This is a genomic window from Paenibacillus piri (assembly GCF_004354045.1).
Lineage (GTDB): Bacteria > Bacillota > Bacilli > Paenibacillales > NBRC-103111 > Paenibacillus_S > Paenibacillus_S piri.
Genome location: NZ_SMRT01000012.1, coordinates 22,497 through 47,434, shown reverse-complemented (window position 1 = coordinate 47,434; position 24,938 = coordinate 22,497). Strand labels below are relative to the sequence as shown.

General features: G+C 48.2%; 23 protein-coding genes and 2 pseudogenes. 7 read left to right on the top strand and 18 right to left on the bottom strand.

The window, feature by feature from the left end; all coding sequences use genetic code 11:
• Window positions 1-3: 3 nt before the first annotated feature.
• From tcmP to E1757_RS35930, 14 genes and pseudogenes are all read right to left on the bottom strand, one after another.
• Window positions 4-1,239 (bottom strand): three-Cys-motif partner protein TcmP, encoded by a 1,236-nt coding sequence (tcmP, locus tag E1757_RS22360; protein ID WP_133232271.1) that lies wholly within the window; start codon window positions 1,237-1,239, stop codon window positions 4-6.
• Window positions 1,240-2,050: 811 nt separating this feature from the next.
• A complete protein-coding gene (locus E1757_RS37430; RefSeq protein ID WP_133232267.1) occupies window positions 2,051-2,200 on the bottom strand; it encodes a P-type ATPase actuator domain-containing protein in 150 nt (49 codons plus the stop codon).
• Window positions 2,187-2,414: a P-type ATPase actuator domain-containing protein gene (locus E1757_RS36605; RefSeq protein WP_133232265.1), complete on the bottom strand. Its 228-nt coding sequence runs from the start codon at window positions 2,412-2,414 to the stop codon at window positions 2,187-2,189. Before E1757_RS36605 ends, E1757_RS37430 begins: the two co-directional genes overlap by 14 nt.
• Window positions 2,371-2,481, bottom strand: a complete 111-nt coding sequence (locus E1757_RS37270; protein WP_425464861.1) for a transposase zinc-binding domain-containing protein — start codon at window positions 2,479-2,481, stop codon at window positions 2,371-2,373. Before E1757_RS37270 ends, E1757_RS36605 begins: the two co-directional genes overlap by 44 nt.
• Before the next feature lie 505 nt (window positions 2,482-2,986).
• Window positions 2,987-3,805, bottom strand: coding sequence for a response regulator (locus E1757_RS37110; RefSeq protein ID WP_133232263.1), 819 nt, complete (start codon window positions 3,803-3,805; stop codon window positions 2,987-2,989).
• Window positions 3,806-3,831: 26 nt separating this feature from the next.
• Window positions 3,832-7,602, bottom strand: a complete 3,771-nt coding sequence (locus E1757_RS22330; RefSeq protein WP_133232261.1) for a histidine kinase N-terminal 7TM domain-containing protein — start codon at window positions 7,600-7,602, stop codon at window positions 3,832-3,834.
• A gap of 30 nt (window positions 7,603-7,632) precedes the next feature.
• Window positions 7,633-10,680, bottom strand: a complete 3,048-nt coding sequence (locus E1757_RS22325) for a peptidase domain-containing ABC transporter (RefSeq protein ID WP_133232259.1) — start codon at window positions 10,678-10,680, stop codon at window positions 7,633-7,635.
• A gap of 19 nt (window positions 10,681-10,699) precedes the next feature.
• Window positions 10,700-11,470 (bottom strand): peptidylprolyl isomerase, encoded by a 771-nt coding sequence (locus tag E1757_RS22320; protein ID WP_133232257.1) that lies wholly within the window; start codon window positions 11,468-11,470, stop codon window positions 10,700-10,702.
• Window positions 11,471-11,942: 472 nt separating this feature from the next.
• Window positions 11,943-12,080: a hypothetical protein gene (locus E1757_RS35935; RefSeq protein WP_165972239.1), complete on the bottom strand. Its 138-nt coding sequence runs from the start codon at window positions 12,078-12,080 to the stop codon at window positions 11,943-11,945.
• Window positions 12,081-12,127: 47 nt separating this feature from the next.
• On the bottom strand, window positions 12,128-12,412 hold the full coding sequence (locus E1757_RS22315) for an S-layer homology domain-containing protein (RefSeq protein WP_342774590.1): 285 nt from the start codon (window positions 12,410-12,412) through the stop codon (window positions 12,128-12,130).
• Window positions 12,395-12,502, bottom strand: a pseudogene (locus E1757_RS36930) (S-layer homology domain-containing protein); the annotation flags it as partial. The gene E1757_RS22315 and the pseudogene E1757_RS36930, both read right to left, overlap by 18 nt.
• Before the next feature lie 61 nt (window positions 12,503-12,563).
• Window positions 12,564-13,130 (bottom strand): S-layer homology domain-containing protein, encoded by a 567-nt coding sequence (locus tag E1757_RS22310; RefSeq protein ID WP_133232253.1) that lies wholly within the window; start codon window positions 13,128-13,130, stop codon window positions 12,564-12,566.
• Window positions 13,131-13,187: 57 nt separating this feature from the next.
• Window positions 13,188-13,445, bottom strand: coding sequence for a hypothetical protein (locus E1757_RS22305; RefSeq protein ID WP_220446523.1), 258 nt, complete (start codon window positions 13,443-13,445; stop codon window positions 13,188-13,190).
• A 337-nt stretch (window positions 13,446-13,782) separates the two neighbouring features.
• Window positions 13,783-13,944 carry a hypothetical protein gene (locus E1757_RS35930; RefSeq protein WP_165972238.1) on the bottom strand — a complete coding sequence of 54 codons (162 nt, stop codon included), beginning with the start codon at window positions 13,942-13,944 and terminating at the stop codon, window positions 13,783-13,785.
• Window positions 13,945-14,306: 362 nt separating this feature from the next.
• On the opposite strand from E1757_RS35930, the gene E1757_RS22300 reads away from it, so the two are divergent.
• From E1757_RS22300 to E1757_RS22275, 6 genes and pseudogenes are all read left to right on the top strand, one after another.
• Entirely contained in the window at window positions 14,307-14,996 is a 690-nt protein-coding gene (locus E1757_RS22300) for a response regulator transcription factor (RefSeq protein ID WP_133232249.1), read from the top strand.
• Window positions 14,977-16,395, top strand: coding sequence for a sensor histidine kinase (locus E1757_RS22295; protein ID WP_133232247.1), 1,419 nt, complete (start codon window positions 14,977-14,979; stop codon window positions 16,393-16,395). Before E1757_RS22300 ends, E1757_RS22295 begins: the two co-directional genes overlap by 20 nt.
• 106 nt (window positions 16,396-16,501) lie before the next feature.
• The gene (locus E1757_RS22290; protein WP_133232245.1) at window positions 16,502-17,224 is read left to right on the top strand and encodes a hypothetical protein; all 723 of its coding nucleotides are present in this window, start codon (window positions 16,502-16,504) and stop codon (window positions 17,222-17,224) included.
• A gap of 147 nt (window positions 17,225-17,371) precedes the next feature.
• Window positions 17,372-18,467, top strand: a pseudogene (locus tag E1757_RS22285) (IS1182 family transposase); the annotation flags it as partial.
• A 5-nt stretch (window positions 18,468-18,472) separates the two neighbouring features.
• Window positions 18,473-18,757 carry a helix-turn-helix domain-containing protein gene (locus E1757_RS22280; RefSeq protein WP_165972237.1) on the top strand — a complete coding sequence of 95 codons (285 nt, stop codon included), beginning with the start codon at window positions 18,473-18,475 and terminating at the stop codon, window positions 18,755-18,757.
• Window positions 18,758-18,774: 17 nt separating this feature from the next.
• A complete protein-coding gene (locus E1757_RS22275) occupies window positions 18,775-19,326 on the top strand; it encodes a site-specific integrase (RefSeq protein WP_133232241.1) in 552 nt (183 codons plus the stop codon).
• 331 nt (window positions 19,327-19,657) lie between these two features.
• Here E1757_RS22275 and E1757_RS22270 read toward each other — a convergent pair whose 3' ends face one another.
• The 3 genes from E1757_RS22270 to E1757_RS22260 form a co-directional block, all read right to left on the bottom strand.
• The gene (locus E1757_RS22270) at window positions 19,658-20,248 is read right to left on the bottom strand and encodes a TetR/AcrR family transcriptional regulator (RefSeq protein WP_133232239.1); all 591 of its coding nucleotides are present in this window, start codon (window positions 20,246-20,248) and stop codon (window positions 19,658-19,660) included.
• Between the two features lie 67 nt (window positions 20,249-20,315).
• Window positions 20,316-20,588, bottom strand: coding sequence for a serine aminopeptidase domain-containing protein (locus E1757_RS22265; RefSeq protein ID WP_246079398.1), 273 nt, complete (start codon window positions 20,586-20,588; stop codon window positions 20,316-20,318).
• A gap of 671 nt (window positions 20,589-21,259) precedes the next feature.
• Window positions 21,260-21,685 carry a winged helix-turn-helix transcriptional regulator gene (locus E1757_RS22260; RefSeq protein ID WP_133232235.1) on the bottom strand — a complete coding sequence of 142 codons (426 nt, stop codon included), beginning with the start codon at window positions 21,683-21,685 and terminating at the stop codon, window positions 21,260-21,262.
• A 94-nt stretch (window positions 21,686-21,779) separates the two neighbouring features.
• Between E1757_RS22260 and E1757_RS22255 the strand changes: the two genes are divergently transcribed.
• Window positions 21,780-22,259 (top strand): SRPBCC family protein, encoded by a 480-nt coding sequence (locus E1757_RS22255; RefSeq protein ID WP_133232233.1) that lies wholly within the window; start codon window positions 21,780-21,782, stop codon window positions 22,257-22,259.
• Between the two features lie 1,823 nt (window positions 22,260-24,082).
• On the opposite strand, the gene E1757_RS22240 is transcribed toward E1757_RS22255, so the two are convergent.
• Window positions 24,083-24,793 (bottom strand): CAP domain-containing protein, encoded by a 711-nt coding sequence (locus tag E1757_RS22240; protein ID WP_246079396.1) that lies wholly within the window; start codon window positions 24,791-24,793, stop codon window positions 24,083-24,085.
• Between the last annotated feature and the right edge of the window lie 145 nt (window positions 24,794-24,938).

The window sequence follows — 24,938 nt, the reverse complement described above, 5'->3', positions numbered from 1 at the left end:
TTACTAAAAGAGAGTTAGTTGTTCTCCAATTGGTTCTGACTGAGTTGCTTTATCCTTTAATAAGACAATCTCTATCGATTTCCAGTCTTTAATTGTTCTGTTGAATGGCTTCCTTCTGTTTGTGCCATCCTGGTTGATGACTTTTATAATGTTTTCTTTCCAGAGTTCTTGAAGCATTTCACAGATGACACCGTGAGAAACCTGTACTTCTTGTAGCGTCATGACAAAAATCTTATGTAACAGAATAGATTTCCCAAGTCCAAAGTTGTTCTTGATAAAGTCTATAAGCTGCTGTTTGGAATACTCCAAGTAGGTTGGGTCTATTAATTCTAGATCAAATAGGTCGATCTGCCCGCCATTTAGCTCTTTTTCAAAAGTGTTCTTTTGTTCCTGAGCCTTTACGAAAGACTCTCTCATTTCTAATAGCGCACGTTCACTATGTGAACAGTGTATCATATGGAAGTATATTAGGTCTGAATGAGGATCTTTAGGATCTTTGCATTGAATCCTCTGGCTTAGTACAAATAAACCTTGATCTCTTAGCTTCGACTTATAGAACGAGATAATTGCTTCCTCAAGCTTTACAGAGTTACCAGATTCCACAACTTCATTATAACTAGCGGCACCTAGAAACTTCAAAATGAACGGCTGCTCTTTGTCATATCTAATAAATCGCACAATATTATAGGTCATAAAATTAATGAGTACTTCTTTCCGAATACGTCTACTACCGTTAGGGAAAAAGAGTAGATCGATCACATGTTCGAAAGAAAAGTCCCTTGCGCCATAAAACGGATCAACAAACCAAAAGCAAGCACATTTCTTGAGAGAATCTCTAAGCAACACCTTTTTGCTTTCAACCAGAAAATTCCCATGTAGATTTTGAATACTAACAGAAGTACGATTTTTCCTTCTGAGCTCTTCAAGCTTGAAAAAGTTACCTTCATTGTTCTCAATATTAATAATATGAAACCGAAGGGGCTTATGTGGATACTGTTCGTTAAAGCTTCGTTGAACCTTCTCCATCTCCTCCAATGCAATAAGGGGCGATCCAAGGTCACCATCGAGAAACTCTCCTCGACCAGCGAAGCCATCAATATAGTAAATATCTTCTTGATTATTGTGGAAGCTTGCATCTGCTAATATTCTAGACCAGTTTTCTAAGTAGAATTGAAGGATGTGATGCTTTAGTCGAGTGTGGTTAGATTTCTCTAACCAATGCTCATGTTCATTTGACATAGGCAACCAATCTCCTGCAGCTTATTTGTAGTTTTCCGACAGTACCTCGGATCAAACAATATCACTAAAATATCAATCTATCTCCATTTAGTTATTATAATACTAAAGTCCCAGTTTGGCGATATGTGGAAATAATCTCTGGTTTTATCAAGAAAACAGCTCCCCCAAAACCAGCGAGAGCTGCAAGACATTAAGCATTCTTATACAATTCATCGGTAACGGCACTGCCCATTAATACTTTGCCATATTGCGTGGCATCGAATCGAGGAGTTTTCATCCCCTCGATGCTTCCCATCGCATCGATGAACCGGCTGATACAGAGCTTAAACATTACCTCGACCCGGTCACGGTATACACGGATACCACCTATGATCGTGCGAAGCATCATCTTCTTTTTTGCAATAGACGCTGCCTCAAATACTTCCCGCCATTTCGGGATATACTGCTGCAGCGTTTCTATTTCAGCGCGTTCAACCTTCTTCGCCGCGAGTTCCTGTTCCAGAATATCGCGCTTCGTTTCTTTTTCGGCTTACTCAATCACTTCGTACCACAAGGGTGATTTATCATTCAGGTCTCGATTATAGTTCACAGTGATTTCAGCGCCTGAAGGAATATCCTGCAAAGCAGTAAACTCAACGCACATATCTTCCAAGTTGTTCGTGTAGACGACCATTGGGATGGTAGGAATGATTAAAAAGAGAACCAACCCCTAGTGCAATTGCATAATCTCTCATTTTTTCTCCCCATCTAAAAACATATCGCCTCAAAACCGTTATTCTGATATAAGTTCTTTGTTCTTTAGGAATCATGATCACGGGTGATCTTTGATGACTTGAGATAAATATCCTGCCCCGCCTTCATTTTGTACTGTATCGGTTAATGAGCCTTCCCCATTGATGGCTCCGCCAATGACTTTGTCTCCCGATTTCTTCACGGCCGGTACGGATTCACCGTGACTCATCTACAGGGGATTGACCGATCTTAATCACGCCATCAACAGGAATACGCTCACCTGGTTTAATCAAGATGACCTGCTGTGGTTTCAACTCCATAACGGAAACGTCTTTTATCGCTCCATCATCGGCGACAAGGTGCGCTTCCGATGGAATGAGCCTGACCAGTTCCTCTAATTCACTTACAGGAAAACGGCAGCAGGTATTCATAATAGCAGTCATTACACTTCACCCGGGCAAAGCCTTGATACAAATCGCCACAGTCCAAATATTTGTAGATGACGTTCATCACATGAGGACGCCAATACCCGTACTGATGCTGATATCTGCCATCCGAGACATGTTCCAGTTCCTCGCAATGATTGGCAACACAGCGGTAAAACGGAGTGCTCCGGGGATTCCGCTTTCTATATTGCATATCTGATCACCTGTCACCACCGAATTTTCGATGAAAAAAGCACACACGCTCCTTGAATCGGACACGTGTGTGCTTCACACTTGTTATAAATATAGAATGTACTGATCTAGATGCAACGAATGCTATCATATGAAATCGGAATGTGTCAACTCAGAAAATGAAAACCTGATCGGCAACGGTTGCAGGACAAGTAATAATACGAATAAGACAATCGTCGGCGTTCTCGGTATTCAGCATTCATTATATAATGTTATTGCCATAAATGATGATTGGTCAAGAACTAAATGGAAGTTCGATGAAATCCAATGTAAGAGAATAGTCCACTCGACGATACAGATCAAAGCGATAGATTTCAATGCCATTTGCAAGTGATGTATTAATACCAGCTGATCTCCTTCACAGACTTGTACACTTCGGTATTCAGTTTGGATTTCAGTACAATATACTGGTTGTTGTCTTCAGCGACGACGGCGATCGTGCCTCGGCGGTTGCGCTCGATGCGGATGAAGTCGATGATCGGCAGCAGCGCGGCGTCCTGCGACACCGATACTTTTTCCAGTACAATAACATATTTGGCGTTATAGATATGCAGCAAACCTTGCAGACACCCTGCCAAGTACGGCAGCGTTTGCTCCGTTACATATTTGTACAGCGTAAAGATGATCTTGCCACTCTCCATGCTGACGTCGAACGGCAAACCGATCGCTTGCGGATCGACGATTTTCTCATACGCAGTCTTAGATTTGGAATTGTTGGCCGCCTTATCCGCATCGGGGTCCTTCGAGGCCTGACGGCTAGTCTCCTTCGCAGACGATGTTGGAACGGAAACCAACGACTCCGGCAAAATTGACTTAATGACCTCATTCACTTTCTCTCTGGTAAACGGCTTAACGATATAATGCTTTGCGCCGAACTTAATCGCTTCGTAGATCAAGTTGCGCTGCTCGACCGAGCTGATCATCATGATGCGCGCTTGAGAATCGAACTCTTTGATCATCCGCACCGCTTCTATTCCGCTTTTGCCGGGCATCTGAATGTCCATCGTCACCAGATCGACTCTGTGGCTGCGGTACAATTCAAGCGCCTCCTCGCAATCCTGCGCTTCGGCCACCACCTCGTGGCCGCTCTCTTCGAGAATCTCGCGCAGGCTGCGTCTCATAATCGAAGAATCGTCGACAATCAAAATCATCGCCATTGGTCTCACACTCCTCAGAATTGAAGTTATTGAATCGGCAATGTAAAGCGAAATATCGTTCCTTGTTCGGCGTCGCTTACGACAGCATAGTCGCCATGCAGCGCATCTATCGCATGCTTAACCGCGCTCAAACCGAAGCCGCGGCCGGATACGTGGCTGACAACCCGTTTTGTCGAGAACGACTCGTGGAAAAGATAACGAAGCTGCTCGGCGCGGCTGGCCGCATCAAAATCCTCGGCGGACGCCAGCCCTCTGCCGAGCGCGATGCGCCGGATGTCTGCCGTATCGATGACGCTGCCGTCATTGGCAATCACGATCGTCACCTGACCATCGCTCTCTCCGATATGGCAAGATATTGTGCCAAACTTGTCCTTACCGATCGAAGCGCGATCCTCCGGCGTCTCGATGCCGTGATCGACCATGTTGGCAAACACATGGCTAAGTGCGCAGGCAAGCGGTACATATCGTTCGTGATCGACCGTGAATTCGCCGCCAGCGACTGTTACAGGATACACCGACTTACCGAGTTTGGCTGCCAGCCGCTGGACGTAGTCCGGGTAGATCGCCAGCAGATCGCGGAGCGGCTTATGATGGAGCCGCTTCAACTCGTCGACAATCCACGCTCCCTCGGAGGCGCGGAACAGCTCGGCGACCTTGCGCTGGAGATGGAGCAGCTTCGTCTTCTTCACAGCGACCGTCTCGGTCTCATCGGCGAATTGATCGCCGAGCATCTCGCGCAACACCTGCATATCCGCTTCCAGCCAGCCGGCGTAATCGATTTCCGTCACCCATTCGGCAAAAACCTCAGCCGCCAATACATCTTCGCTCCCCCCTTCCATTCGCTTACGCCATTCCAGCAACTGCGTTTCGAACGCGTGCAGCTTCTCAACCACATCTATAAAGTCAAGTTGGGCAAAATTGCCCTTGAGCGTATGTACATAACGCATCATCTCGTTGATCCGCTCTTCCATCGTTGCATCCTCCGCAAGGATCTCACGGATGCCGGAAGTTGCAAATCGCCGATACTCCTCCGTCAACTCCTTGAACATCGCATAGTGCACCACGACGCGCACAACCATCCGCAGCATGCGCCGCTCTTTATCCATCGTCTGCTCGAGCTGGCGCCGATCGCTTATATCGGTCATAATCACCATGATGCGGTCGGGCATTCCGGCTTCGCTGCCCAGTTTCTTATACTGCAACTCCACATGCTTGCCCTTAATCTCGACTTCGCCGGGCAACAGCGAGAGCAGCACGGCGACCTGCAACTCGTCCTGCTCGTGAATAATCTGCATCAGCAGCTCCTCCAGAAACCGCCGATCGGTTAGATCTGCCGGGTAAATCAGAGGAGCGAACAGCTGCCCGGTCAGCTCCGCCCCGAATAAACGCTCACATTCGACACTGTATTCCGGCATAATAAGCATATCCTCGGCAAGCGATAGGAAACCTTGCCCCGCCTCGTCGAGCAGGTTGCGGATCGCGAGCGTGCGCTGCAACACCTCGTTCTCTAGCGAGCTGTTCCATTGCGCCAACTGCAGATGCAGCTTGACCCGCGCCAACAGCTCTTGCCGCGAGATCGGCTTGCTCAAATAATCGTTGGCGCCGGAGCTGAAGCCTTCGACCAGGTCCGCCGTCAAGCCGCGAGCCGTCAATAGCAGGATCGGCAGTTGGCTGCGCGTAGCGTAGTCCAAGCGAAGCTTCTGACTCAGCTCGTACCCGGACATGCGCGGCATCATCACGTCAAGAAGGATCAGATCCGGCTTGAGGCCGTCTTGGATCAGCGCCAGCGCCTGGAACGCGCTGGACGCTTGGGCGACCCGGTAACCTTCCATCGTCAGAAAATTGTCGAGCACTTGCAGATTGACCGGTTCGTCGTCGACAACGAGAATACAGGTCGGCGACGGCGCCGCGGCGATACTTAAGTCCGTGTTGTCTCGGGCGGCTATAACGGCGTTGTCCACCTGTGCAAGCGTCGCAGCCTCCTCTTGTACTTCGGACGCAAGCTCCTCCTCGATCAATGGCATCTGCCTGCTCCCATCAGCGAGGAGGCTTGTCTTCAACTCCGATTCCTGCGGCAATTCCGCAGCCGGAAGCTCGAACGAGAATGTCGTGCCTTCTCCGATAACCGAAGCGACGGTGAGGCTGCCGCCGTGCAGCTCGACCAGCTTCTTTGAGATCGAAAGCCCGAGGCCGGTGCCGCCGTAATCCCTGGCAATCGAACCGCTTCCCTGAGCGAACGATTCGAATATTAACTGTTGCTGCTCCGGCGCAATACCGATGCCGGTGTCTGCAACACGCATTGTCCACCCGAGCGTCGTTCGCTCCGCCGTCACCTCGATTGACCCTTCCGTCGTAAATTTGATCGCGTTGCCGATGATATTGTATAGAACTTGATGAATGCGCCCTTCGTCGCCATCTACATAACAGTTCACCGGCAGTTTATTTTCCAACCGCAGCGACTTCGCTTGCCACAACGGCCTCAGCACCATCGTCACCACCTCGACGCTCTGATGCATATCGACCGCTTGACGCCGCAGCACGATCTCCTCATGTCGAAGTCTCGAGAAATCGAGTATATCGTCGACAAGCGAAGCAAGCCGCTTGCCGCTGGCACCGATCATCGCAATATGATTCAGCGCTCGTTCGGGCAACGGACCGGCCGCACCGGCCGCGAGCGATTCGGTGATGCCTATAATGCCGTGCAGCGGCGTACGCAGCTCGTGAGACGTATTGGCGAGGAAATCATCCTTCAACTTGTCCAACCGTTGCAAGGCGACATTTTCCTCATTTAGCGTTATATCCTGAATCAAAATGATCCAGCCTTCCATCTCCTTCTTTTTTGTGAAGACAGCGCTGACACTGGCACCGTAAAATCGTTCGGTATCGGTTCGGACGGAAAACCGTATATCTGCATTCCTATGATCAGTCAGCTTGGTCAGCTCCGGCGGCCACTCGCTGATCCCCGTTATTTCACGGCCTTTGTGAAGATTGGATAGACCGGGCATAACCAGATAAGCAGCCGGGTTTGCGCTTAAAAACAGCATATCCTTATCAATCAGCACGAACGCTTCTTTGATGGAATTTAGCGCCATTGAAGATGCTTGGGGCAGAATGTCGAAAAGGTCGTATCGTATGATATTGATAAAAAAGAGTAGGTTTAATACAACGAGGGACACCGGCGTGTAGTTGATACCAAACACATTCAGCTTAACTACGTAAAGAAAATTGGCTATGACCGGTGTGAACGCGCCTAAAACCAAAAGCAATAGCTGTAATCTGTACCGCTTCCCCCAATGAATCAACCGGTGAATTAATATTCCGCTTGTAACGATCATGCAAAGCAACGCGAAACCATGATTCAAATAGTACAGCTTTCCCGGTTCCATTTCCAGATGATGAATCGGCGCATCCAATATAAAGTAGTAAGATGAATAGATGAGAGTGTGATACTCGGATGTCCAGACAAGCAAAACCACAATGGATGGAATCAACAAGAGCGGGAAGAGAACTAGCGGTTTGGAAATCCGCACTTCGCAGTAATCCGCCGCAAACAGAAGAAACAGCGGTGAAAAGAACGCGGCACCCAAATACATGACCTTTGTAGCCGTCAAGCCGCCATTTGAAGACGTTGCCGTAACCTCCAACAGGTAACCAAGCACGAAAAGAAAGACAGATACGGACAGTAAAATAAAATACACCTTTTTTGAGCTTTGGCAATACATCAACGTAAAAACTGCAAGAAATAGGGTTATCAGCAATGCGACAGACAAAATAGTCGCAACCGTAATATTTACCACGATACCCCACCTATCGGTAATAAGATATTCTCAACTCAACTGCTGACTGATCAAGTAATAATAAAGCCCTTTGGCTTCGATCAGCTCGACATGGGAACCGGTCTCCACAACAGCTCCGCGATCCAATACGACGATCATATCCGCCTTCTGCACTGTGCTGAGACGGTGGGCAATGATCAGGCAGGTGCGGCCCTTCAGCATCGTATCCATGTTCTGCTGAATGATTCGCTCCGACTCCGAATCCAGCGCGCTGGTCGCCTCGTCGAAAATCAGAATACCCGGCTCGCCAAGCAACGCCCTCGCGATGGCGATTCGTTGCAATTGCCCTCCGGAGAGGCTTAAACCACCTTCTCCGATCATCGTCTTGAAACCGAGCGGCAAAGCGGTAATAAATTCGTAAGCCCCTGCCAGCTTGGCAGCCGTTTCGACTTCTTCGAGCGTAGCGGACGGAAAGCGGATGGCAATATTGTCTTGAATCGTTGCCCGAAATACCCGATTTTCCTGCTGAACGATGCCGATTTTGCGGCGCAAGGACGCGGCGTGAATTTGACGGATATCGTGTCCGTCAAGACGAATCGTCCCGCTTGTCGGGGCAAACAGCTTTGTAAGCAGGTTCGCGAACGTTGATTTGCCCGCCCCGCTTCTTCCGACAAGCGCAACCGTCTGTCCCGGCTCTATGTTCAAGTTAATTTGTTGCAAAATGTTAGGGCCGTCCTTGCTGTAGCGAAACGTCACATTGTCGAACTGAATGTGCCCCTTCAGCGCGGCCAATCTTCGCATGTTTTGCGGTTCAAGCTCCTCCGGGTGCGCTGCAAACACATCGTCAATCCGCTCCATCGAAACTCTCACTTCCATAATGTCGTTTAGCATCATCAGCATTTGAGTGATCGACTGTGTAACGGTAAAATAAACCGACAAAAAGGCAACGAACTGGCCTACCGACAATTCGCCGCGCATGACGAACAATGCGCCTCCGTATAACACCAAGGCGTTGCCGATCGTTTTGATAGTGTCGGCGATCGTTTCCGAAGTTACGATCAAGCGGATGGCTTTGATCCTCTGCTTCAAAGCGAGCTGCAGCTTATCCATCAGCTTCCAGCCGATGGCTGGCTCGGCGGCAAGCGCTTTGACGGTGGAGATCAACTTGATCGCTTCTACCATCGTTGTTTGCGACTCCGCTTCCGCTTCGAATTGCCTGCGACTGTTTTTCCGCATCAGCGGCGAGAAGAGAAGCACAAGCGCCGCATAACAGGGGATGATGGCAAACGCGATAAGCGACAGCTTGACATGGTAGACCAGCATCAGCGTCCCGTAAATGAGAATCGTCAGCAGGTCAAGCAGCATCTGAACCGCCCCGGTTGTGAGCATTCTGCGTATCTTCTGATTTTCGCCCACCCGGCTTGTCAAATCTCCGATCGTACGGGCCCAAAAAAACGATAAGGGCAGGCTGAGCAGGTGTTTGTAAAATTCGCCCAGCATCGCCACGTCGATCTTCAGCGCAATTTTGGCCGCAATAAAAGTTCGGCACGAGTTGACGACAATATAACAAACCGACAAGCCGAGCATGCCGACCAGCAGCACGTTCAACAGATCGCCGTACCTCTCTACGAGCACTTTATCTACGATGACTTGCGTGATAATCGGAATCGCCAGTGCGATCAGTTGCACGAGCAATGACGTGATCAGGAGCGTCAGCAGCGCTTTTTTATTCGGGGTCACGTAGGCGATAAAACGCGATACCGGGCTGCGCATCCGCTCATGAGAAGCAAGCCGCTCGGTCGGCGTCAGTGTCAGTATTGCCCCGCTCCAGCCCGCCTCGAAATCAGCCCTGCTTTTTTTCTCCAAGCCGTAAGCGGGATCGCCGACAATCACATGGCTTTTCGTCACCTCGTATACGACGTTGAAGTGTTCGCCCTTCCAATGCGCGATCGCGGGCAACTTCACCCCGGAGAGAGCATCGAGCTGCGTCGTGAAGCCTTGTGCGGCTAGCCCCAGCGATTCCGCCGTCTCCGTCAAGCCGTACAGCGTGCTTCCGGAGCGCGACATCTCCGTCTGCTCCCTGATTCGGTTGATCGGAATATGCGAACCGTAATACGCCATCACCATAGCAAGACAGGTAGGGCCACAATCCATCTCGTTGTGCTGCAGGCGTATCGGGTATTTGCGCAGCCTGAATCGTCTGTTGCCCTTCTTCACAACCGGCTCCCACTTCACCGATTGACCGGAAGACGCCTCCAATCTGTCCATCGAATCTTCTTCGTCATCGTCATACTTGGACGCTTTCGATACATAATTGGAGGAGATGCTCTCAATAGCCGTTCTGAGCGCCGGGTACTCCACGATCATGACATCGAAGTCGTCCTTGCTTAGCCGGAACAACTGCGCAGGTTCGACGGCGACCACCGTCGCTTTGCGCCGTGCCCCCGTGAGCAAGGCCAATTCACCGAAGAAGTCGCCCGCGATGAGTCGGTTGAGGACGGCGCCATCAACCTCCTTGACGACCTCGCAATGACCCGAGTGAACGATGTAGAACGCGTCTCCCTCGTCCCCTTCGCGCACGATCGGTTGCCCTTTGTCCGCTTGAATAACGGTCATCCGCTCCAGAAACGTACGAACTGCTTGATAATCTTCGGAGGACAGCAATGCCGTTCTTCTTAGGAACATCGAGACGGCCCGGGACGACGCGTACGTATCGAGCAGATCTTCCAGGCCTGGATTGTGCGACAGCACCTCGCGAAGCTTCTCGATCGGAATGGCCAGCAACCGCACATTTCCTGCCGCGCTGTAGACGACGGGCTGGCTTGGCTGCTTCGTCCCGCTTTCCCAGCCGAAGCTGTCCCCGTCCTTTAATAAGCCGAGGCTGATCTCCGTTCCATCCGACCGCTCGTCGATCATCCGAACCTCGCCCGAGACGACGACATACAGAAATTCCGATAACTCATCCTTATCCTGCACCGTCTGTCCGATTGAGAACGGAATGATCTGCCCATGTCGGGCCAGCGTTTGCTTCTCGCTTAGGCTAAGCACAACAAAAAAAGGACTTTTCACCATGTAGCCAAGCAGCTTATTCGTCTCCATCGATTCCGTATCCCCTAACCTAATCTTGCGCCCATAATTGCGGCATGTACGCGTTCGCTTCCTTACGTCTGGCGGTTAGCCAATCTTCGAATAAGATCTGTTCGATTCGCGCCCTTGTGTCCGCATTTAGCTCTGCCGGATTGACCTCTTCGATCTTGACGACATAAAACTTCTTGTCGATCTCCAGGGGTCCTACGATCGTTCCTGGAACCGATCGGAACGCTTGAGTGGTAATCGCAAGAGGCAACTGCGCCCTCATCTTACGGCCGATATACCCTCCTCCAAACTTGGACGACTCTTCTGTCGAGAAGGTGCGGGCAAGCAAAAAAAACTCTTCCCCCTCCATGAGCTTGAACTTAAGCTCTCGCGCAAGCCCCCGCTCGTTCACGACGATTTGCGAGAGAGCCACCTCTTCGAATCGAGATCGATGCTCTGCGAAGTACCGTTCAACCTTGCCAGCTGCCACGTGGTTACGGACTCGTTCCTTCAATACCTCTATCCTGGCAAATTCAGCCAGATCCGCCATCGACAGCGAGCGTTCTTCCATCCAATCCTTCACCTCCGATGCTTGATACAGCGAATTTGCTACTCTCCAGTCGGTGACGGCCTCCTGGATCTCCGCTTGGCTAGCCAGGATACGGTGCTCCTCGGCATAAGCTGCAATAAGCGCGATCGTAAGGTAATCATGAATCGCACCGAAGCTACCTTGCATTTGGGCCGATCGCAGCACGGTCGCGAGCGAGAAGTTGCATCCATCTATTTGAAGAGCAATGACTTGATCGAGAGACATTGTGCCAAACTCCTTTTATCTATCCAAAGTCTAGTATAACGATCTTAAAGTAAAGTAAGTTTTCTACTCACTGCTCGGACCGTCTCGTTCATGATCGGAATGCATGATTGGGTACGGATTCCAACCGAGATTCCAATGCTGAGTTGTAGACATGGGAATCATTATTTTGTGAAAAACCTACCCTTCGACGCTGCTAACGGACGCAGGAGCCGTTATCGGCCCAAAATCAGACGAAAACACCAGATTTTTTCGAATTAACGGCTGTGGCGACCGTTAGCTTTCTAAACCAAGGTAAAACGGGGAAATAGCAGTTGTGGAGTCCGTTAGCTCGTTTCTTTCGAACGAATGCGAACGGCCAGGCTGATTAGACTACATATATCGGATCAGCGGTATGTCTTCAGGAACGTTATTTTTGAAACGGTCTACTAGATAAAAGCGCGGGAGTCGCTCCCGCGCGATGCTGCTCTCTTCCTTAAAAAAATCTACCGCCAGACACGTTTTTCGCTTCTTCCTCGGTCAGCTTCTTCGGCAAATCGCCGAGCTTGATCTCGGAAGCCTTGCTCGTCTCTACGGACTCCATGTTTGCGCCCGTTTTCTTGTGCTCTTCCATCGTAATCACCTCCTCTCAGGAGTGGTCAGTTTCACTGCACAGCAGATTTATATCAATTCCGATTCTTGAAGCAGTCTTTGTATAATCGCTGCTACTTCAGCTCTCGTAATAAGCGCTTTGGGCGCCAGCTCAGCGCCGTTTCTTCCCGATACGATACCTGCTTGAACACTGTCGGCAATGCTGCTTAGCGCCCAAGTCAAAACATCGGTTGCATCTCTAAATGGACGCAATGGATCTTCAGTTGCTTTTATAGCGAGTTTGGTTTTCAGGCCGGTGATCGTCATCGCTTTAGCGATAATTGTTGCTGCCTGCTCACGAGTGATCGTGTCCATCGGGCGGAACGTGCCGTCTTCAAACCCGTTGATCAAATCAAACGCGTAGGCGGTGTTTATCGCGCTGCTGTACCAATCCGACGTCTTTACATCCGAGAACGGCGTTGTTCATGCTACACATTTAATGTGTATCTTATCTTTACGGACGTGATCATAACCACCCGGCCGCGTTCATGATGATTCCCATCCACTCTTCGATAGAGATCGGATATATTGTATTCACTGCGCTAAACGCCTCTGCATGGCTATAGCCAAGCGCCTGCAAATTATTCGTCATTTTCGGGCGGTCGACTCCATAACTCCCCATCGCTCGGGTGAGTTCAAGGATACTGTAACCGGCGTCTTTCATTGCGCGAAAGGCGACTTCCTCCCCCCCGGCCACATCGATCATGACATCCAAGTAATCGATGGCCGCCCGTTCCATATAGCCATACATCCGGTTGGCCAAAGCGATAAATTCTGCCCTGGTCACTTTTTGCTCCGGGTGAAAGTTGCCGTCCTCATGGCCCTTGGTCCAACCCAGATCGACCCAACGCTCAATGGCTTGCTCGGCCCAATGGCCCTGAATATCGTTGAAGACAAGCCGGGATGCCGACACCGCTGGCGGAACCTCTTCCGCTGCCGACATCGTTCCGAAAGGGAACAAACCGGCTATCAAAGCCATGATCACGATCCCGTTCAAAGCCGTACGTCGTCTCTTCCTGCTTAAAAAATGCATCCTATTCGAACTCCTTTCGTTCAAGTACCCAAGCGTAAACAGCTTTGCTAGGATCACCTATCCGAATTTATACTTGCAGATATTTGAAAAGAGATTATCCTTGTTATTATAAGTATCCGCCACATACACATCGTCGGAACTGTCTACCGCTATACCACGCGGTGAGTTAAAATTACCCGTACCGGTGATGTCCGTCCAAATCTCGTTTGCCGCAAAGGCAATGCCCCCCATAACGAACTGAATCACAGGCAGGAAAACGAGCAGGAAACTCATCGGCGTTGCGGTTATTCTGTTCTTCGTGTATTTCTTGTCCATTTTGTAATCATCCTCTCCTACTCTCAAATTCCTGGCATCGTCATTTGCATAGCTTGACATACACTGACTAGCAATAAAAATGCGATAAACAAAAAATATGTTTTCTAAGAAAAACCATCAGGACGGTAATGGCTTGATTGAATTTAACGGAAACCATCACCGCTCAATCTCGATTTGCGGCTCCTTATACTCTTTTTCCATCGTGGAATTCTCCTTACTTTTTACAATCTATGCCATCTGCCGAATAAATCCAAAGTCAAATACGAATATAAAATATCAAAGTAAACTGAGGTAAAATGAATCGAAATTTATAAATAAATCTGTGGTTTTAAATCGTTCACTTAATCCTTATGGACACAATCTTTTGTTGTTTCAGACGGTTTACAAAAGATTGGGTTACCCTATTCCCTGCTTTCAATAGAAGCATACCCTGCTTGTTATAGACATCTTCAGCTAAGATTTCTCCGATAATGAATTCTGTTACGATCACCTTTCGCATTCCTACACCTCCTTGTATGCTAAGAGCAGCTCCTGAATTTTGGGGTTGCTATTATGATTTTTGTACCTTGGAAATTGAATGTTCTTGCCCAGGTGGAGGACGCAGCCCAAGTGAAGCAGGGGAGTGACCCGCAGGGACGAAATATTAGGTGTTTACGATCTTTGGCTACCTTTGGAAAATGCCATTAGGTGTTACCGACGGGAATGTACTCAAATCATTGTAATATCGAAATGTGTCAGGAAGATGTCGGCTGCTGACATCCGGCTGACACATTCTTCGATAATAATAATAATGAGAATCGTCCAGTTATATATTGTATAATTCATCTAAAGACAATGAACCGCTGTATCGGGGGATACGGAATGAAAACGATTATGATCGTAGAAGACGAGGCCGCAATTGCCAGGGTTCTCGCAGCGTATATCCGCAAGGCCGGATTTGATTGCCTCATCTGTCGGAACGGTAGTCAAGCCGTGGAGTCTTTCCATTCGGCACAACCCGCGCTTGTCATTCTTGACGTGCTACTCCCTGGAATGAACGGCTGGGAAGTCTTGCAGCATATCCGTCGCAAAAGCGCTTGTCCCGTCATCATGCTGACAGCCAGGGGCGATGTCGGCGACAGAATTATGGGACTGAACGAGGGGGCGGACGACTACATAACGAAGCCCTTCGAGCCAGACGAAGTGATCGCCAGAATTCATGCTGTGCTTAGACGTCCGCCCCAGTCTCTGGTCAGTTCAGATCAAGTTACCTACGGGAGCTTCCGAATCGACTTCAAGTCCCGCAGCGTCTTCCTGAACGGGGCTGCCTTGTCGATTACGCCCCGCGATTTATCGCTTCTCCTGTTCCTCGCGGAGCATCCGAACCAGATTTTCAATCGGGAGCAATTGATCGAGAAGGTATGGGGCATCGATTATGAAGGCAGCGACCGGGCCGTGGATCTCGCTATCAAACGCCTGCGGAAGCTGCTTCTTCACTGGCCGCCGGAAGAAGGGGAAATCCGAACGTTACGTGGGACGGGGTATCAGCTTTATGCAAACACATCTGATTAGACGTCAGACGCTGCTTAGTCGTTGGACGTTCCGTTATGTACTTACTCTTTTCTTAGGATTGTTTATCATCGGACTTGTGTCTATTTTCTGGATCCGTCAGGAGACTATCAATGAACGTAAGCATTCTCTCCAGGAATTTTCCCAAGCGGCAGCCCGATATGTGACCGACGGTCATAACAACATCGTCATCCCGGGCGATTTCTATGAATGGATTGACCATACGCAGCGAGAATACTTCATTCCCGGACAATTCGCTTTAATCGTGTTCGATCGCGGCGGGACCCCCGTTTTTGTCAAAAAAGCGCCTCCGCGCCCCCCCGGCCGTTCCTCGCCGAATATCGATTCGAAGCCGGAACTGACCGACCGTCTCCGCACAGCGAGAATCGGGGATGATTTCATCCTGATGGCACCCATGATGGACTATCATTCCCCGATCGGCTCGGTCGTCATTGCTTACAGCTATGATGAACTCACCAATGTCAATCATAACTACATCCTGACGATCTCTCTGCTCTTCTGTGCGGGTTTGCTCGGCTGGACGATCATCTACTTCCTTTCGCGGAATTTAAGAAAACCGATCATCCAGCTATCGGAAGCGCTCTACAAGATAAAATCCGGCGATTACAATGTAACCGTCCCGGTGAATGTGAAGGAGAAGGAAGTTCACGATCTCCTCTTGTCCTTCAAGACGATGGCTTCGCGTCTGGCACAGCTGGAAGAGCTTCGCACGGAATTGCTGGCGGGCGTTAGCCATGAGCTGAAGACACCTGTCGCCTCCATTCATGGCTTGATCCGCGCGGTTCGTGATCAGGTCGTTACGGAAGGCGAGGCGGAGGAGTTTCTGGACATCTCCCTTGAGCAGACGCGCAGGCTCCAGCATATGGTCACCGACCTGCTGGACTTTAATTCTTTTGCTTCGGGCATAATCAAAGTTCGACAGGATTCGATTGATTTTGGCAAGCTTTTGAGCGAAATCGTATATCAGTGGGGGCAGCTCTATCAGGAGGAGGGGATAGAGATCACGGTCGATATTCCCAATCGGACTTTTATGTGCATGGGGGATGCCAGCCGCACTCAGCAGATTGTGGTGAATTTGCTGAACAATAGCAAACAGGCGTTTCAAGGTCGGGGACATATTGGCATAACGCTATCGGAATATACGGATCAAACTTATGAGGTTATCGTTCGAGATGACGGTCCCGGCATACCGGAAGCCGAGCAAGCTCATATTTTCGAGAAATACTTCCGGGGTGAGCGCAAGAAGTTGTCCGTTAGCGGCCTTGGACTTGGCCTGACCTATAGCCGGATGTTGGCTGTTGCGATGAAAGGCCAGCTTAATCTAATCAACAGTTCTCCTCAGGGCACCGCGTTCCAGCTATTGCTGCCCAAGCAGCATTAGGCATTGATTTTTTTTGCGGACGAATCGCGTCGTGACGTTCTCCTGACACATTTGTGTATTAATCTATCTCTAGCACCATTATTCCAAATGTGAGAGGAGAACAAAAATGAAAAGATTCATTGTCTTCCTGTCTCTACTGTTCGCTTGCAGCATCGTCGATGTATCGCTGGCATCCGCTTGCGACACCCAATCCGGGCCCAAGACCAGCGCGGAAGCGGCAACCGTTCAAGATCATCCCCAAAAGAAACCGAATAAGAAACCGGACCCGGCTCGTGCAGATTCGCAGCCACCCTCAGGCGTCGCAACCGAAGCCGGCAACAGCAGCGTAACCGATCAGAATGGGTATACCATCGTTATCTCCGGAGGCTATAATACGGACGCGCAGGACCATGGCAGACCGACCGTGCTCATTGCAGCCGCGCTCGGCGTCCCAGCCGACGTATTCCGGCAAGCCTTCAGTGGCGTAACACCTGCAGGCGCCGGAAGCTCCGGCCCCACATCGGAACAAGCGCAATCAAACAAAGCCGCTTTGATGAAGGTACTACAGCCCTATGGCATCACCAACGAACGCCTGGATGAAGTATCCGACTACTACCGCTACAGCGAAGTCAAAGGCGAAGTGTGGATCAGAACTCCTGCTGTGCTGACCCCAACGATCAAGGATGGTGTCTTGACCGGGGTCACGATAACCAATGCAGGCTCCGGCTATTCTTCAGCGCCAACGATAAAGATTACGGGACCGAATGGAGCTATCACCGCAACGGCAACCATCGCCTACACGTCGGATTTCAAGACCAACGGCAGCATTGCTTCGATCTCAATTCAATAAGTATAAGTATGGATTCCGAAAGAGGGTGTCCCAAAAGCCATGAAAATGGCTGAGGGACACCTTCTTTTTTAATTTTGTAAAACAAAAAGAAACCGTTCTTTGGTAAAATGGAGGTACCACCCAACCACTTCAAAGGAGACGGTTTCTTTGTACATTCAATATACCATGAACCAACTTACACTGCCAATGGATCTGGAGGAAGACATTCCTCAAAATCACCTCATTCGCGTCGTTAATTCAGCAGTGGACCGTCTGGATGACGCTATCTTTGACGCTGCTTACTCCGGAGGTGGACGAGACAGCTATCACCCTAAGATGCTTACCAAAGTCATTATCTACGCCTACACACAGCGGATCTATTCTTCCCGTCAGATCGCCAAGGCCGTTCGTGAGAACGTCATGTTCATGTGGATCGCGGGTAGACAGCGCCCGGACTTCCGTACGATCAACCGCTTTCGTTCCGAACGGATGAAAGCCGTATTGGAGACCGTGTTTACCGCAGTTCTTCAATTTCTAGCGGATGAGAAATACGTTCAACTTGAGCACTACTTTGTCGATGGTACGAAGATCGAAGCCAATGCCAATCGATATACGTTTGTTTGGGGTAAAGCGGTTGTAAAGCATAAGGCAAAGCTGCAAGAGAAGGTGCAGACGCTGTTTGCCACCATCGAAGAAGCCGAAAAACAAGAAGAACGGTCACATGGCGGTCAAGATCTCTTCGAGCTTGGCGAATCCTCGGAAATCACAAGTGAAAAGTTGGAGAACGCAGTCAAGCAACTGGAAGAACGACTGCAAGAAAAGCTCAAAGGACAAACCGCTGAAGAAGGCGGTGCGTACGCTCCGAAAAGACTTCCTCCCTCGCCTCCGAAAGTATGAATCCCAAGAAGAGATTTTGGGAAATCGGAACAGCTACAGCAAGACCGACAACGACGCAACGTTCATGCGGATGAAAGAGGACCACATGCGAAACGGTCAGCTCAAGCCGGGTTACAATGTACAGATTGGCACCGAAAATCAATTCATCCTCGGCTACAGCGTACACCAGCGGCCTACAGATACGCGTTGTCTCATCCCTCATCTGGAAAAAGTAAAATCTCAACTGGGCAAGCTGCCAAGCACTGTCATCGCTGACGCGGGATACGGCGGCGAAGAGAATTATAACTATTTAGAGCAAAACGAAGTCGAGGCCGTTGTCAAATACAGTACCTACCATCGTGAAAAAAGCAAGGCATGGCAAAAGGACACTTTTTGGGGCAGGTGGAGCGCGGCGAAAAAAATCCGACAATCAAAACTCTAGAGAAGATCGCAGGTGGGCTTGATACATCGCTGGAAACATTGATTATCAATATCGAAAAACAAGAATCTTCCATGAATGACAAAAATGCAGTTCTTACAATACTTTCTCCTGATGACCTTAGACAGCTAATTGTAGAAACGATCAGAAATAACGGGGGAGATTCAATCATTCCACCATCAAAATGCAACAAAACCAATGACAATGCTGATACAAGCACTTTAAGAAATATTACTTAGAAAAAAGGATAAAAAAGTTGGCTGCTAACTCCCACCATTTAAATGAAAAAGGAAAGTTCAAGTGCCGAGTATTGGCAGATAGATGGAAGGATTTAGATTTCGAAAAAGGAGTACTGCATGTTCGACAAACGCTCAGTCATGACGGAAAACAGATTTATCAAGACACCAAAACAAAATCAAGCACGCGAACGATTTCGCTTGCAGAAGAAGTTTTACAGCAACTTAACGCACATCAAGTTAAAATAGAAGAAGAAAAGCTAGCCGCGGGAGACGATTATGCCGATTTCGATCTTGTCATTTGTACAAAATTGGGGAAGCCGATAAACCCGCGCAATTTGCTACGTGAGTTCTACCTGTTAATGGAGGAGGCATCCGTTAAAAAGATACGTTTTCACGATCTTCGCCACACTGCAGCCTCGCTCTTGCTGAGTTCTAATACAAATCCAAAAATTGTAAAAGAAATTTTAGGGCATTCAGACGTGAGAGTTACACTAGACGTGTATTCTCATGTCTTGCCATCTGTTCATAAAGAAACCGCTAAACAATATGGCGATATGTTGTTCGCTTGATGGATTAAAAATTGCTCATTTCATTGGATTCCCTTATGAGCATTTTTTTTAGCATCGATACTTATCGTGTGTAGAGCAGAGTCGCAAAACATCGATTATAAGCAAAATTGAGCCCAAATAAATTCAAGTGTGACCAAACATGTGACCACAACGTCAATCTTTGTAATTCAGTAGTTCTTCAAAAAAACAAAAAACACCGGGAAACCCCGGTGCTACAATGTTTTTGTATGGTGGACCTTAGCGGGAACGAACCCCTGGCCTCATCGCTGCCAGCGATTCGCTTCTCCCACCGTGGTCAGTTTCACAGCCCCCAAGACATTGAGGGATGTACTTACCTTGCCAGAATACGCATTAAGACATCTGCGCTTGGCATCCCGTATTCTTCTGTTCCCAGTTCCTGCAAAATGAGGCTGTTCACAACGGAAAAGTACCATGAAAGCAACTGCCGAGGGTCTCCTTCAAAGAATTGTCCTGCCTGCTGTCCCTTGACAATGACGGGAACTAACCGCTCGATCAGATTGCTTTCCGCATATCGTTCAAGGATATGACCGACCTGCTCCGGAACTTTCTCCGCTTTCCTGGCTTGCAAAATCAGCCTGAAAGCGTACTTGTTGTTCTCTTCTAGCATGCTTTCAGTCAACGTTCTAATTAAGTCAGAGGGTGGTTGGGAGGAAAGTTGAATGTGCCCGATTTCCTTTCCCGCTTCTTCCATCAACTCGACAACGATTTCGGTGAATAATTCGTCTTTCGATTTAAAGTATCGATAGATTAAACCTTCACTAATACCAGCTGCGGAAGCAATGGTGCTCGTTTTTGTTCCGGCAAATCCGCGAGTGGCAAATACTTTTAGCGCCGCTTGTTTAATTTGTTCTTTGCGCTCGTCACGAATTTGCTCCAATTGCTGCTTATTTAATGGGGACAATGAACTTCAATCTCCGATCGTATGGGTTATTGAATTCATTGTATCATGAATAAATGATTGGATTCCATCAAAGGGAACTTGGCGCGAGGGCTAGAGGACGAACTCTCTCGATCAATTCACTGAGAAACTGATCGGGCCGGGCAAAACATGCCAGATGTCCGGCATTTTTGATCAGCGCAAAATGTTTTCGAGGAGCTTCGATTTCGTCGAAGAACGCTTTAGCCGTTGCAGGAGGGGTGATAATATCGGCATCTCCATGGAAAACGAAAAACGGCAATTCAAATCTCAGCCCCAGCTTAGCGAAATCAAAGGTCATCAGTTCGTCAAACAGGTGATCCAAAGAAACATGCATACCCTTAAAAATGTCGATGATATCACCTATTCGACGACGATACTGTTCGGTGTATTCATTTGAAGAATTCGGTAGTTCTTTCGTTGGTTGAGTTTCCGCAGAATTAGGTCAGGCAAGATGTTATTTTTGCTCATGAACATTTATCCTCACCTCTTGTATGTTTAATAAGTGAGTTAATCACTCATTATACGTACTCCAAGCAAACCTGTAATCAAACCAACATTTATGCCAATCATACAGCATGTTAACCAAATTCGTCTGCTTCGAGGCTTGTTTACGCAACACCAACCTAAAATTCCTTGAAAATAATTGTTGAAGGTGCAAAAAATTATGGCGCCTTCAACAATTATTTATTAAAAAACAAAAAACGGCATCTCTGCCGTTTGCTTTTATTGTATGCCTAGGGGGATATGGATATCCTGACCCAACTTGCTGACGAAGCTTACTCGACGATGACGATCTTAGCGGTAGATTTCCATGCCGTGCTCACTCGCTTCGCTCCCTCCGCACGGTCTGCCCCCTACGTCAGGGGATCGTACCCCTGACTTCATCGCTGCCAGCGATGCGCTCTACCGCCGTGGTCGGTTTCACTGCCCCAAAACTTTGTTAGGCACCTTTCATAGCATTTATTGGCCCCGAAATCGAATAAGTTTTGGTTTTCATTTAATATCGTCAAAATTTCGCAATAGGCGTTGCCCCAGCCCATTCTCGTCGGTTATCAGTTCCTGCATAATCGGTATACTCATATCGGTATTTGGGTTGTATTTAAGGCCCCAGTGCATAATGGCAAATACGACCGGAAACAGATCAAGAGCTTTTTGTGTTGGTCGGTACATCGTTTGTGCGCGGTTTGTATCACCTTCTATCTTGACAAGAAGGCCCGCTTCAACGAGTGACTGTAGCCGTGCGCTCAATATATTGGTTGAGATACGTTCACGTGAAGCAAGAAACTCGCGGTAATATCGCTTGTTGTGGATAAGCACATCGCGAAGGATAACCAGGCTCCAGGAGTCTCCCCAGATGTCAAGCGCATATACAATTGGACAAACGGTTGAGGTTCGCTTTTTCATGATTTGATTATACAATTTGTGATTGCATTTTGCAAGTTTGTGATTGCATTTCACAAGTACAAGAGCTATACTTGAGTTGTGTTAATCCATTTTGAGAGGAGATCTTGGCATGAATCAAAGTTACAGCACTGCATTTACGGTAGACCAAAGTCCAGAGGAGGTGTTCGCCGCCATTAACAATGTCCGCGGATGGTGGTCGGAAGAAATCGAAGGAAAGACCGACGAAATCGGGGAATTCAAGTACCATTACCGGGACATTCACCGCTGCACCATTCAGATCACCGAACTTGTTCCCGACAAGAAGGTAGTTTGGCACATTGCCGACAACTACTTTAATTTCGTCAAGGACAAGAACGAGTGGATCGATACCGATATCGTCTTCGAAATCGAAAAGAAGGGCGGCGAAGCGGAAGTCCGATTCACGCATGTTGGTCTTTCCCCCGTTGATGAATGCTATGAAATCTGCTCAGATGCATGGGGCACTTACATTCGAGGCAGCCTGAGGGATTTGATCGCAACAGGAAAAGGCAAGCCCAATCAAAATGAAGAACTTGCCATCAAACACGGACAACTCCCCAAAAAAGAGTAATACTTAAACAATATCGATCTAGAGGAGAAAATGCAATGAATCAAAATACGAGCACGGGGCTCGTAACGAAAAAAGGCTAGCCTGATGGCTGCCTGATGGCTAACCTTTTTTCGCTATGGAGCCTAGGGGGATATGGATATCCTGATCCAACTTGCTGACGAAGCTTACTCGACGATGACGATCTTAGCGGTAGATTTCCATGCCGTGCTCAATCGCTTCTCTCCCTCCGCGCGGTCTGCCCCCCTTCGTCAGGGGTTCTCTCCAGCCCTAAGCTCCATAACGAAAAAGCACCCCGAAAGGTGCTTTTATTCGTTATATGGAGCCTAGGGGGATATGGATATCCTGATTTAACTTGCTGACGAAGCTTACTCGACGATGACGATCTTAGCGGTAGATTTCCATGCCGTGCTCACTCGCTTCGCTCCCTCCGCGCGGTCTGCCCCCCTTCGTCAGTGATTCTCTCCAGCCCTACTCCATAACGAAAAAGCATCCTGTATGGGTGCTTTTATTCGTTATATGGAGCCTAGGGGGATATGGATATCCTGATCCAACTTGCTGACGAAGCTTACTCGACGATGACGATCTTAGCGGTAGATTTCCATGCCGTGCTCACTCGCTTCGCTCCCTCCGCGCGGTCTGCCCCCCTTCGTCAGTGATTCTCTCCAGCCCTAAGCTCCATAACGAAAAAGCATCCTGTATGGGTGCTTTTATTCGTTATATGGAGCCTAGGGGGATCGAACCCCTGACCTCAACGCTGCCAGCGATGCGCTCTACCACCATTGGGTATTATACTGCCAATAAAGTTTGACGTTAGTCAATAATAAATAACTCCAACCATGGGTGCAATGCTTTGTTAGATTTTGTTGCCGTGATGACATATTTCCTTTTTGTGCCCTTTTTCTACCACAGAATGAAGCTAAGAACTAGGGACAAACTATCATTTATTGCTATATCCAGCTAGTACATAAAAGATTCCACCAACTATCCAGAACGGCTCCCAGAATAGGAGCCTCCATTTTATCGCATAAGCGTCCAAATCAAAATCCAATACGTTAATTGCTGAAAGGGAAATTGTAATGAAATTTCCCGCTCTCCATACAAAATCATAAAGATTCCAGCTGAAATACAAATAAACGATAACCATTTTCTTATCTTTGTACGAGAACTTCTGCTTCTAATCAAACATAATAAAAGAAGCACGCCTCCTAATTTGACAACGCCTGTTGCCCAAACTACTGGTATAAATCCTGGGTCCCGGTTCAGCGCCATTTAGCAAATTTTCCCACCCAATGATTTAACCCCGATCATTCGCCAACTGCCCAGTAAAAACTCATTATAGCAAAAAGCAATGTCCATAAAATACCGGCATAGATAAACCATGTTGTACGCAATCTCATTTCATTCTTACCTCACTCATTTAATTCGCGTATACAATTATTTTATCGATGGCATGTAGTCATGCCTCCATCCATTATACTTCAAACGGAAACGTTTGAGACGGAACATTTATTTCAGGATGAGCTGTGGTGTAACCAGAATATTTCATTAAGTGAAATGATGAAGCAATCTAGGCTGTTGTTTCTGGATACGGCGCGAATTTTGTTTCTTCTTCTAGTTGTACGGGAATATGTAGAACACGGGGAGCTATGTTTGCATGTTCGGGGCATTCATCTACAAAATACAAGTGCCATCTGTACTCGTAAAAATGAACCGTATGCTTCACCGAACGCAAAAAACACGCCGTGTGGCATGTTTTTTTGCGTAACGATATCCTGTCCCCATTAGAGCCATCGTAGCGGAGGTTTTATTATTTCCTGCACTAGCTAGCCAGTAAATTCTTGGACCCACTCGCTGTTATAGTATGCGACTCCAATTTGGGTGAAACTACTATTCAGGATGTTGGCGCGATGCCCGGGACTATTCATCCATTGGCTCATCACTTCCGTCGGGCTTGTCTGGCCTTTGGCGATGTTTTCTCCTGCAGAGTTATACGTAATCCCGTATGCTTTCATCATATCAAACGGAGATCCATAAGTCGGTGACTGATGATCAAAATAATTATTGTTGTACATATCCTGTGCTTTAGCCATGGCCATGTTCGAGAGACTGCTATTCATACTAACGGACTGCAAGCCTGCCTTCGTTCTTTCTTGATTCACTAGATCCAGCACTTGCTGCCCAAATTGGGATGGATTGATGGATTGTTGTGGATTTCCGGACTGATCCGCCGGTTTTTTTACCGGTGCATTACCGGACCAATCCATCCAATTCGAAGCGGCATCGGGTGCTTGATTCATCGTGATCGATGATTTCCCTGCGCCCGGCGTAGAAATGGATGATGCTTGCGTTAAGGTTGACGTTGGAGCAGCACTGCGAGCATGAGTTTCAACCTTTGGTGGATTAGCGGTCTGTTGCTTGGTTGTAATATTATTACTCGTCGTACAGCCTGCAATGAGTAATAACGCCGCGAATACGATAAATTGTTTAATAACAATACCTCCTTGAACCGTCAAAGTAAAGACGTTATCGAACAAAGGTTTTGCAAAATGCCTTTGATTTATTCAGACTCGATTCGAAATCATAAGTGAAGCCAAGGCTCATGCCCCCATTTAACAATCCACAAAAATGGTTGTTCTTGGTGGAGATTGGGGGAAATAGAAATGACGTGACCGATTTACT

Bases quoted from the DNA above. Each gene is read 5' to 3' on its own strand.
- tcmP (WP_133232271.1), bottom strand. From the start codon at position 1,239: ATGTCAAATGAACATGAGCATTGGTTAGAGAAATCTAACCACACTCGA.
- E1757_RS37430 (WP_133232267.1), bottom strand. From the start codon at position 2,200: ATGAGTCACGGTGAATCCGTACCGGCCGTGAAGAAATCGGGAGACAAA.
- E1757_RS36605 (WP_133232265.1), bottom strand. From the start codon at position 2,414: ATGACTGCTATTATGAATACCTGCTGCCGTTTTCCTGTAAGTGAATTA.
- E1757_RS37270 (WP_425464861.1), bottom strand. From the start codon at position 2,481: ATGAACGTCATCTACAAATATTTGGACTGTGGCGATTTGTATCAAGGC.
- E1757_RS37110 (WP_133232263.1), bottom strand. From the start codon at position 3,805: ATGGCGATGATTTTGATTGTCGACGATTCTTCGATTATGAGACGCAGC.
- E1757_RS22325 (WP_133232259.1), bottom strand. From the start codon at position 10,680: ATGGAGACGAATAAGCTGCTTGGCTACATGGTGAAAAGTCCTTTTTTT.
- E1757_RS22320 (WP_133232257.1), bottom strand. From the start codon at position 11,470: ATGTCTCTCGATCAAGTCATTGCTCTTCAAATAGATGGATGCAACTTC.
- E1757_RS35935 (WP_165972239.1), bottom strand. From the start codon at position 12,080: ATGGAAGAGCACAAGAAAACGGGCGCAAACATGGAGTCCGTAGAGACG.
- E1757_RS22315 (WP_342774590.1), bottom strand. From the start codon at position 12,412: ATGGACACGATCACTCGTGAGCAGGCAGCAACAATTATCGCTAAAGCG.
- E1757_RS22310 (WP_133232253.1), bottom strand. From the start codon at position 13,130: ATGCATTTTTTAAGCAGGAAGAGACGACGTACGGCTTTGAACGGGATC.
- E1757_RS22305 (WP_220446523.1), bottom strand. From the start codon at position 13,445: ATGGACAAGAAATACACGAAGAACAGAATAACCGCAACGCCGATGAGT.
- E1757_RS35930 (WP_165972238.1), bottom strand. From the start codon at position 13,944: ATGCGAAAGGTGATCGTAACAGAATTCATTATCGGAGAAATCTTAGCT.
- E1757_RS22300 (WP_133232249.1), top strand. From the start codon at position 14,307: ATGAAAACGATTATGATCGTAGAAGACGAGGCCGCAATTGCCAGGGTT.
- E1757_RS22295 (WP_133232247.1), top strand. From the start codon at position 14,977: ATGCAAACACATCTGATTAGACGTCAGACGCTGCTTAGTCGTTGGACG.
- E1757_RS22290 (WP_133232245.1), top strand. From the start codon at position 16,502: ATGAAAAGATTCATTGTCTTCCTGTCTCTACTGTTCGCTTGCAGCATC.
- E1757_RS22255 (WP_133232233.1), top strand. From the start codon at position 21,780: ATGAATCAAAGTTACAGCACTGCATTTACGGTAGACCAAAGTCCAGAG.